This is a genomic window from Frankia sp. AiPs1 (assembly GCF_023716945.1).
Lineage (GTDB): Bacteria > Actinomycetota > Actinomycetes > Frankiales > Frankiaceae > Frankia.
Genome location: NZ_JAMQQF010000201.1, coordinates 1 through 9,759, shown reverse-complemented (window position 1 = coordinate 9,759; position 9,759 = coordinate 1). Strand labels below are relative to the sequence as shown.

8 protein-coding genes are annotated in these 9,759 nt (G+C 73.1%); 1 reads left to right on the top strand and 7 read right to left on the bottom strand.

The genetic code is table 11. The features are described 5' to 3' along the window. A partial coding sequence (locus ND748_RS17605; RefSeq protein ID WP_285902282.1) for a transglycosylase domain-containing protein occupies nt 1-2,481 on the top strand: 2,481 nt, incomplete at its 5' end. Between the two features lie 117 nt (nt 2,482-2,598). Here the strand turns inward: ND748_RS17605 and ND748_RS17600 are convergent. The 7 genes from ND748_RS17600 to ND748_RS17570 all read right to left on the bottom strand — a co-directional run. Continuing rightward, on the bottom strand, nt 2,599-3,729 hold the full coding sequence (locus tag ND748_RS17600; protein ID WP_285902281.1) for a fused response regulator/phosphatase: 1,131 nt from the start codon (nt 3,727-3,729) through the stop codon (nt 2,599-2,601). Next, on the bottom strand, nt 3,729-5,549 hold the full coding sequence (locus tag ND748_RS17595; protein ID WP_251746888.1) for an ATP-binding protein: 1,821 nt from the start codon (nt 5,547-5,549) through the stop codon (nt 3,729-3,731). The genes ND748_RS17600 and ND748_RS17595 overlap by 1 nt, the downstream gene beginning before the upstream one ends. A gap of 3 nt (nt 5,550-5,552) precedes the next feature. After that, nucleotides 5,553-6,755 (bottom strand): ATP-binding protein, encoded by a 1,203-nt coding sequence (locus ND748_RS17590; protein ID WP_251746887.1) that lies wholly within the window; start codon nt 6,753-6,755, stop codon nt 5,553-5,555. Beyond that, entirely contained in the window at nt 6,743-7,150 is a 408-nt protein-coding gene (locus tag ND748_RS17585; protein WP_251746886.1) for an ATP-binding protein, read from the bottom strand. Before ND748_RS17585 ends, ND748_RS17590 begins: the two co-directional genes overlap by 13 nt. Nucleotides 7,151-7,178: 28 nt before the next feature. Next, nucleotides 7,179-7,694, bottom strand: a complete 516-nt coding sequence (locus tag ND748_RS17580) for an STAS domain-containing protein (RefSeq protein WP_251746885.1) — start codon at nt 7,692-7,694, stop codon at nt 7,179-7,181. Beyond that, nucleotides 7,694-8,551: an STAS domain-containing protein gene (locus ND748_RS17575; RefSeq protein WP_374215954.1), complete on the bottom strand. Its 858-nt coding sequence runs from the start codon at nt 8,549-8,551 to the stop codon at nt 7,694-7,696. The genes ND748_RS17580 and ND748_RS17575 overlap by 1 nt, the downstream gene beginning before the upstream one ends. A 236-nt stretch (nt 8,552-8,787) precedes the next feature. Beyond that, nucleotides 8,788-9,759 (bottom strand): SIS domain-containing protein (locus tag ND748_RS17570; RefSeq protein WP_251746883.1); only part of this gene is annotated, 972 nt, incomplete at its 5' end.

The following is a 9,759-nucleotide window of genomic DNA, read 5'->3' as shown; positions in this document are numbered from 1 at the left end:
GCACCGACCGGCGCCGCGATCCGCGGCCAGGACGCAGCCGCGAGCGGACCGGGGCGCGGCGACACCATCGACTCCCAGGCTCAGGCCGGCGACGCGCCGGGCGGGGGTCCGGGCGCCCGTGTCCTGCCGCGACCGCCGGTCGACCGGCGCCGCGTGCTCAAGAAGATGGCACTGACGGCGAGCGCGCTCGGCGTGGTCGTCGCCCTGCTGTCGCTGCCGTTCGTGGGGGCGGTCGGCCTGTTCACCAAGGGCAGCGCGGATCACTTTCTCGGTCTGCCCAGCGAGCTCATCACCCCGCCGCTTCCGCAGAGCTCGACGATTCTCGCCAGCGACGGCTCGGTGATCGCAATGCTGCGGGGTGCCGAGAACCGCATCGTCGTCCCGGGCAGCGACATCCCGAAGATCATGCGGGAGGCGATCGTCTCCATCGAGGACGCCCGCTTCTACGAGCACGGCGGGGTCGACCCTCAGGGCGTCCTGCGCGCGGCGCTGCGCAACAGCGAGGCCGGCGGGGTCGCCCAGGGTGGGTCGACGCTGACCCAGCAGTACGTCAAGAACGTGCTGCTGCAGAACGCCCGCACGAGCCAGGAGCGCGAGGTCGCCGCCGGCGACTCGCTGGACCGCAAGATCCAGGAGCTCCGCTACGCCCTCGACATCGAAAAGCGCTTCTCCAAGGACGAGATCCTGGAGCGCTATCTGAACATCGCCTACTTCGGCGACGGTGCGTACGGCGTCGGCACGGCCGCCGAGCACTACTTCGGAGTGCCCATCTCCCGGGTCACCGTCGAGCAGGCGGCCCTGCTCGCCGGGCTGGTGCAGAGCCCGTCGCGGTACAACCCGGCCGCGCACCCGCAGGCGGCGCTGGTCCGGCGCAACACCGTGCTCGACAAGTTGGCGGAGAACAAGTACATCTCGCCGACGCAGGCGGATGCGGCGAAGCAGATGCCGCTGAACGTGGTGCCCGCCCCGCCACCGGCCGCGGATTCCTGCGAGACGTCGACCGCGCCGTTCTTCTGCGACTACGTCCGCTCGCAGCTTCGGGCCAGCCCCGCTCTCGGCACCAACGTCGAGGAACGCAACCGGCGCATCTACGAGGGCGGCCTGGTCATCCGCACCACCCTGGACCCGCTGGTCCAGCAGGCGGCGCAGGAGGCGGTCAACTCGACGATCGCCCCGGACAACCGGGTCTCGGCGACCGAGGTGGTCATTCAGCCCGGCACCGGCAACATCCTCGCGATGGCGGTCAACCGGGTGTACGGGTCGAACGCCGGCCTGAACCAGACGGTGGTGCCGCTGCCCACGAACGCGACGTTCCAGCCCGGGTCGACGTTCAAGACGTTCGTCCTCGCTGCCGCCCTAGAGCAGGGCTACGGCACGTCGACGGCCTTCTACTCGCCGGCCTGCTATGTCAGCCCGAAGTTCCCGCTCGACCGCGGTGAGGGCGACTGCGCCAAGGGCTTCTCGAACTCCGACCCGGCCGAGGCGGGCATCTACGACATCCCCCGCGGCACCTGGGACTCGGTGAACACCTTCTACGTGCAGCTCGCGGAGAAGACCGGCATCCCGGCGGTGATGGAGATGGCCAAGCGCCTCGGCGTCACCCCGCCGAAGGCCGACAAGATCGGGCCGACGGACGGCGCGACCGCCATCGGCGGCGGCCAGTACATGTACGTCTCGCCGCTGCAGATGGCCGACGCCTACGCGACGATCGCCGGCGGCGGCCTGCGCTGCGCTCCGCGATTCGCCACCGGGGCCGTGGACTCCAGCAAGGACCCGATCGACGTCGCCCGCCCGCCGCAGTGCGAGCAGGTGCTGGCGAAGGGGGTCGCCGACACGGTGACCAGCGTGCTGGCCGGCGTTCCGATCAACGGCACCGGGACCAACGCCGCGATCGGCCGCCCGTCGGCCGGCAAGACCGGCACCACCGACGAGTACTCCGCCGCCTGGTACGTCGGCTTCACCCCGCAGATGACCGCGGCGGTGTCCGTCGGTGACCCCACCGGTGCCGAGTCCCACCCGCTGCGGGGCGTCGTCGCGGACGGTCGAACCTGGTCGCGGGTCTTCGGCGGCGACCTGCCGGCGATCATCTGGGGTAAGTCGATGCGGGCGGCGCTGGCCAACCAGCCCGTGGTCGCGCTGCCCGGCGCCGATCCGACGGTGGCCCACGGCACCAAGGGCGGCCTGCAGAACACCCCGCCGCCTGCGCCCGCCCCCACCCCGGGCCAGGGCCTCGGTGACCTGCTCCAGGGCCTCGGCCAGCAGGTCCTGCCCGGCGTGTTCGGCCAGCCGCAGGCCCGCAGCGCCCCACTCGGCGGCCAGAACGGCGGGGCCCAGAACGGCGGCGGGCAGAACGGTCAGAACAACGGCGGCGGGCAGCCGAACGGCGGGGCCCAGAACGGCGGGGCCCAGGTCGGCGGCGGCCTGAACGGCGGCGGGCAGAACGGTGGCGGCCAGAACGGTCAGAACCGGGGCGGCCGCTAGCGGCGCGCGGGGAGGCGTTGCGGTGCGTTGTGCACGGTCCCAGGGCTCAGACCGGTCAGGATGCGCCGCAACCGGGCTCGCCCGGGTGACCTGGCTTGGCCGGTGAGCCGGACAGGCTCAGCGGAGGTCGGTGACCTCCACGAGAACGAGCGCGACGTCGTCGGCGGCCCTGCCGGCGGCGGCGAGCAGGCCGTCGGCGATGTCGTCGATGGAGCGCCGGGCGCGGCGCGGCCCGGTGCCGCCACCGAATCCGTGCGCCGCCGCGACGGAACTCGCGAGGGTGGCGAGGCTGACCTCGAGCGGCTCCGAGCGCCGTTCCACCAGGCCGTCGGTGAACAGCAGAAACCGGGTGCCCGGAGGCAGCGGCATGCTGTCGGCGACCTGAGCGCCGGCATCGACGCCGAGCAGCACCCCGGCACCGGCCTCCCAGTAGGACAGCCGGTCCGGCCCGATCAGCAGCGGGGGCAGGTGCCCGGCGTTGACGATGGTCACCCGGGAGCGGTCGGGCGGGAAGGTGAGGATGCACACGGTCGCCGTCGCCTCGGGGTGGGACAGCAGCATCAGTCGGTTGAGCCGGTCCAGCACCGCCGCCGGCGGGTGCCCGTCGAAGGCGTAGGCCCGCAGCGCGTAGCGCAGCTCGGCCATGATGATCGCCGCCCCCAGTGAGTGGCCCTGGACGTCGCCGATGACGATGAAGGCGTCGCCGTCGGGGGTGTCGAAGGCGTCGAAGAAGTCGCCGCCGACCTCCGCCTGGGCGGCGGAGGCGTGGTAGCGGGCCGCCACCCGCAGGCCGGCGAGGTCGGGCAAGGTCGCCGGCAGCAGGCTGCGCTGCAGGGTGAGCGCGATGCGATGTTCCTCGGCGTAGCGGCGGGACTGGCGCAGCAGGGCACCCACCGTGGAGAGGAACTCGCGCGGTTCGATGGGGTCGACGAGGTAGGCGTCGGCGCCCTCGTCCAGGCCGATGCTGCGGTCGCCGGCGTCGACCGCGATCGCGGAGACGTGCAGCACCGGGATGCCGGCGGACTCGCGGTCCCGTTTGATCCGCCGGCAGACCTCGATCCCGCTCAGGTCGGGCAGGTGCACGTCGAGCACGACCAGATCCGGGGCATGGTCGCGCACGTCGCGCAGCGCCTCCTCGCCAGAGGATGCCTCGAAGACCTCGTAGCCGGCCCGGCGCAGCCAGCTACCAAGCACGTAACGCTTGCTGATGCTGTCATCCACGACCAGGACGCTGGCACGTGCGACCATCACGGCCGCAGCGCATCCACGCGGGCGAGCACGGCGTCGATGGCCCGCTGGCTCAGGGTCAGTTTCGCCAGGACGGCGACGGCCGATCCGGGACCGCGACCCCGGCGCGCGTCATGGTCACTCCAGGTGACGATGACCACCGGGATGTCGCGCAGGGCCGGGTCGGCGCCCATCGCGGCCAGCACCTCGCCGCCGTCCATCCCCGGCAGCAGCAGGTCCAGGAAGACGACGTCGGGCGGGCCCGCCCGCAGAGCCGCGAACGCCTCCAGGCCGTCGCCGGCTTCCAGGACGCGATCCGCCCGGTCGGCCAGCAACCGGCGCATCGTTGCCCGGAAGGCCGGATCGTCGTCGACCACCAGGGCGGTGCGCACCCGGACGGGCACCTCACCGGGGGCCAGCGGCGAGTCCGCGCCGTCCTCGCTGTCGGCCCGGTGGTGGGCTCCCAAGTCGCGCGGCAGGGTCACGGTGAACGTCGAGCCGCGGCCGAGCTCGCTGGCCAGGTCCAAACGGCCGCCCAGAAGCTCGCACACCCGGCGCGCATAGGGCAGGCCCAGCCCCGTGCCCCGCGTGCGGGCGTGCAGGTGGCTGTGCGCCTGGTAGAACTCCTGGAACACCTGCTCGATGTCGTGGGCCGAGATGCCGATGCCGGTGTCGCGCACGACGAACGTCACGGTCTCCCCGGCCTCACCCGTCCGCGCGGCGGTGACCCGCACCTCGCCGTGCTCGGTGAACTTCAGCGCGTTGCCGACGAGGTTGCGCAACACCCGGCCGAGCAGCGTCTCGTCCGTGTAGAGGGGGCCGACCTCACCGTCCTCCTCGATGACGAGGTCGACGCCCGGCCGGTTGGCCAGCGGCCGCAGCGAGCCGTCGAGATGGGCGAGCACGGCCCGGATGTCCACCTGCTCCAGGGCCGGTTCGAGCCGGCCGGACTCGGCCTTGGAAAGATCGAGCAGGTCGTTGACCAGAGCGAGCAGATCCTTCGTGCTGGCGAGGATCAGCTCGACCTGCCGGCGCTGCTCGGCGGTGAGCGGATCGCCGGCCGGGTCGACCAGCAGGCGCGCGAGGCCGAGCACCGAGTTGACCGGCGCCCGCAGCTCGTGGCTGACGCTGCGCAGGAACCGGGTCTTGGCCTCGTTCGCGCGGGTGAGCGCGATGCTCCGCTCGTCGAGCTCGCCGTAGAGTGCGACCACCCCGCGGTTGGTCTCCTCCAGCTCGGCGGAGAGCTGGCTGTACAGCGCCATGACGCCGCGGTTGGTCTCCTCGAGCTCCGCGTTCAGGCGGAGCAGCTCGTTCTGGTTGTCCCGCAGTTGCGCCAGCGCGCCGACCAGTTCGCTGTTCTGCACGCGCAGCTCGTCGGCCGGCGCGAGTGGCACGGTGGCGGCGAGGACCTGCCTGAGCCGGGTGCGCTGCGCGTCGTCGACGACCACGCCAGGTGCGAGGGGCTTGGCGAGGGTGACGACCATCGGGGCGCTGCCCGCGCCGCCCGCGCCGGGCCCGGCCCGGCGAACGGTGAGATCGACGAGGCGGGCGGCGGCGGCCAGACCGGCCGCGTCCGCCGGGATGGCCTGGTCGGCCGTCAGAACGACCGCCAGCGCCGGGGGATTGCGCAGGACGAAGTCGATCCGGGCACCGCCCGCGGTCAGCGCCTCCCGACTGATCTCGCTGAGTGCGGTGGCAAGGCGGACCTGGTCCGGTCCGTCGAGGCCCGCGGCGGCGCCGGCCGCCCGGGCGAGCTGGCGGGCGGTGAACACGTCCGGTTCGCCGTCCAGCCGGATCGAGGCCAGCTCCGGCAGAGGGCCACCGTCGGGCCGCGCCCCCACGGCCTACCTCGCCGCCTGCGGTGGGCCGGCCACGACGACGGAGGCATCGTCGCGGCGCAGGCCCGCGTCCCGCAGAATCGTCGCCGCGACGAGCAGCGGGTCGTGGCTGGCGACGCCGGGATGGTCGGCGAGGCTCCAGCGGGAGCCGACCCCGTCGCTGTGCAGGACGACGAGCGCATCCGGCGGCAGGGGGTGGCGCGTCTCGGCCAGTCCCCGAGCCTGGTGACCGGCGATGCCCGGCCGGCTGAGCAGGCCCGAACGCCGGGACCCGCTGTGGATCACCCCAGCGACGTTGCCGAGCCCGGCGAATCGCAGGACCTGCGCGGCCGGCTCCAGCACCGCGACCGCGACGGCGGCGCCGCGGGTATGTGAGATTCCCTGGTGGATGCGGCGCACGAGCTCCACCGGCCCGCTCGGCGGGTCGGGGGCCGCCAGAAAGATCCGCACCGCCTCCCCGGCCGCCCGCGCGGCGAGCTCCCCGTGTCCGAGCCCGTCGCACAGCAGCAGCGCGAGCCCGGCATCGGTGACACGCACGGCGAAGGCGTCGCCGCAGACGGTCTCGCCGGTGATCGGGCGGGTCAGGCCGCCGACCCGCGACGCCCCGGACCCGCTGTGCGGCGCGCCGAACGAACCGGGACGGTGCGTCGGATGGAAGGTGACGACCATGGCCGTCCCACGGCCCGGGGTCGAGTGGATGTCCAGCTCGTCGGAAAGCCGGGCGATCGCCCCGAGCCCGACGCCGAGTGTTCCCGCGGACGTCGCCCCGTCGCGCATCGCCGCCGAGACGTCGGCCATGCCCGGTCCACTGTCGATCGCGACGAACTGGACCGCCGCGGTCGGCGCGGGCATCGCCGGCGGCGCACCGTCCGTCGTCGGGCCGTTCCCGGTCGAGCCGTTCGCAGTCGTGCCGTCTCCGAGCGGGCCGTTCGCGGCCAGACCGTCTCCGGACTGACCGTCCCCCATCTGGCCGTCCCAGCGCAGCACCCGCAGGAGCAGGCGGCCGTCGTCGGCATGGCGGACCAGGTTGGTCATCGTCTCGGTGACGGCGATGCCGAGCTCCGCGCCGCGGGTCGCGGGGAAACCCAGCCGGCCGGCGAGGGTGACGGCCGCCCGACGGGCGGCCCCGGCCGCGGAGGCATCCGCCGCGCCGAACCACGCGACGTCCTGCGCCCGCGGGAACATGCCCGACGCGGTCAGCGCGACCACTTCACGACCCGCACGGTGGTACCCACCCCGGGACTGCTGTCGATCGCGAACTCGTCGACGAGGCGACGGCTGCCCGTCAACCCAAGGCCGAGACCGGAACCGCTGGTCCAGCCCTCGGTCAGGGCCAGGTCGAGGTCGGGGATGCCCGGGCCCGTGTCGATGAACACCGCTCGCACCCCGCGGCGCCGGCCGCTGTCGACGAGATCGATCATCATCTCGCCGCCGCCGCCGTAGACCAGGGTGTTGCGCGCCAGCTCGCTCGCCGCCGTCACCATCTTCGTCTGGTCCACCAGAGACAGCTTCGCAGCGACGGCGAGCGTGCGCACCACTTGGCGGACACGGACGACGTCGGACTCGGTCACGATCGGATGGCGCTGCGAGTCCATGCCCGTCATCTCGCTCCTGGGCAGGCTCCCACCAGGGTTACCGGTCACCCGTCCGGCCCCCGTCGCCGCGGCTCGCGGCGCCGGTCGTGGCCGGCTCTCCACCGCCGGGCCCTGCCCGCACCGGGGCATACCCGGCAAGCCCGTCGGGCTCGCGATCCCCCTGCGCGTCGTCGATCTCGTCCTCGTCGGACCGGCTCACCCGGACCTCGGCGCCGAGCAGGGCGAGCCCGTGCTCCAGGGTCAGCGCGGTGCGCACCCCGGGCATGTACAGCCCGAGCTCGACGAGGGTGATCGCGACCGCGGGACGCATCCCGACCACGACGGTCTCGGCGTCGAGCAGCCGCGACAGCGACGCGATCGTCGAGAGCATGCGGCCGATGAAGCTGTCGACGATCTCCAGCGCCGAGATGTCGATCAGGACGCCGCGGGCGCCGGTCGCCACGATCCGCTCGGACAGGTCGTCCTGCAGATCGAGGGCGAGCTGATCGTGCAGATCCACCTGGATCGACACGAGCAGCAGGTTTCCCATCTTCAGGATGGGGATGCGGTCCATCAGCGGATCTCGGCCCCGGCCGCCCGGCGGACGAACCGGAAGCCGTCCCGGCGCAGCGCGAGCGCGAGCGCCTCGGCCAACGTCGCCTTGGTGACGATCTCCCCGAACTCGATGCCGAGGCTCACGACCGTCTGGGCAATCTGCGGGCGGATGCCGGAGATGATGCAGTCCGCCCCCATGAGCTGGGCGGCCATCACCGTCTTCAGCAGATGCTGGGCCACCTGGGTGTCGACCGCGCCGACCCCGGTGATGTCGATGATGGCGTGCCGGGAGCCGGTGCTGACGAGCGCCTCCAGCAGGCTCTCCATCACCATCTGGGTGCGAGCGGAGTCCAGGGTGCCCACCAGCGGGACGGCCAGCACCCCCTCCCACAGCTTGATCACCGGAGTGGACAGCTCCAGGAGCTGGTTGGACTGCTCGACGATGACCTGGTCCCGGGTCCGGACGTAGGTCTCGAAGGTGAACAGCCCGAGCTCGTCGATGAACTCGGAGAACCGCACGTAGTCGCGGTAGCCGACGTTGCGCTTCTCCATGACGGCGGTCGCCGCCTCCTTGAGCGCGAACACGGTGCCCGCGGTCTCCCGCGGGGTGAACCCCTGCCGGGCCCGGCCGCTGGACAGGTCCGCCAGCAGTGCGCGCAACTCGCCGAACTGCTCGGCCCGCAGATCGGTGCCGCCGGCGGTCAGGGCGACGGTCAGCGCCGTGTAGATCTCGCCCAGCTCACGCTGCAGCTCCGGCACCGACAACCGTGCCCGCAGGTCGCCGGCGACCCGTTCCACCCAGCGAGTCAGCACCTCGTCCCGCTCGCTCAGCGGCTCGATCCAGCCGTCCCCGACGTCCCCGACGTCCACGTGCACATCCTCTCGGCCCGTCAGCCATGCCGGCCAGGCACGACCATACAGAGTCCCCCGACCCGCCCGCTTCGCCCGATTCTGAACACCACATCCGCGGCCGACCCGCCGTTCCGAGGATCTCGGTCGAGGCGCCGCTCACCGATCCGCCACCCGAGCCGGTCACATTGTGCCGGAATGTCCGGTCCACGCAGTCCGGAGCAAAGGGTACGAAACGGTGATTTTTGGCTGACTCGGCGGAACTACCGGCCCAGATCGCGCACCGCGGGCACCTGGGTCGGGTCGATCCCCAGCGCCAGCGCCGCATACACGGCGGTGAAGTCGAACAGTCCGATCAGGGAGGCGAGCCGCTCCAGCGGCCCAGCTCCCTCGGCCCGCAGCTCGGTGACGCCGACCCCGCGCTCGGCGGCGACGGCGACGGCGGCCTCCGCCTGGCGGGCGACCTCGGACCGTTCCGCGTCAGGGTCGCGCAGCAGGATCAGCCGGAGCCGGATCGACTCCTGCTCGTCCTCGATCCGGTCGCGGAAGAAGTCCTCCAGGTCGTCCCTGGCGCCCGTCCCGCCGGCGGTCAGACCGGCCCCGAACGGGCCGTCGAACAGCGCCACCTGATGGTGGCCGGGATGCGGCAGCGCCCCGACGACGGCCGGGTACTTCGCGTTGGTCGCGAGCTGGGCGGCGCCGTGCTCGGCCGCGACCGAGGTCACCGCCGAGGTGCCCCAGATGAGCGGCAGACTGCCGGCCAGTTCCAGGGCCAGGGTCTTCGCCGGGTTGACGAAGGACTCGCTCGACGACCGGCAGCGGGTCGCCACCTCCTCCAGCCGGGCCGCGGCGGCCTCGACGGCGTCGGCGCCGAGCCGGACGATGCCCAGCTCCCGAACGGCGACGAGCAGCGGCATCGCCAGCGACCAGAGCATGGCCCGGGCCGGCCCCGCCCCGACGAGCGGGACGAACGCCGCCCCGGCGAGGGCGGCGAGGTGCGCCAGCGGCGTGTCCGGCGGCGCGACGACGCCGATCCGCGCACCGCGCCGGTCGGCCTCCTCCACCACGGAGCACGTCTCCGCCGAGGTACCGGAGGCGGACACCGCGAGCACGACGTCGGACACGCCGACCCAACCCGGCAGGCCGTGGGCGTGATGGCCGATGATCGGGACGGGGCTCGCCGGGCCGGCGACGGCGGCCAGGACACCGGCGGCCAGCGCCGAGCCGCCGACCCC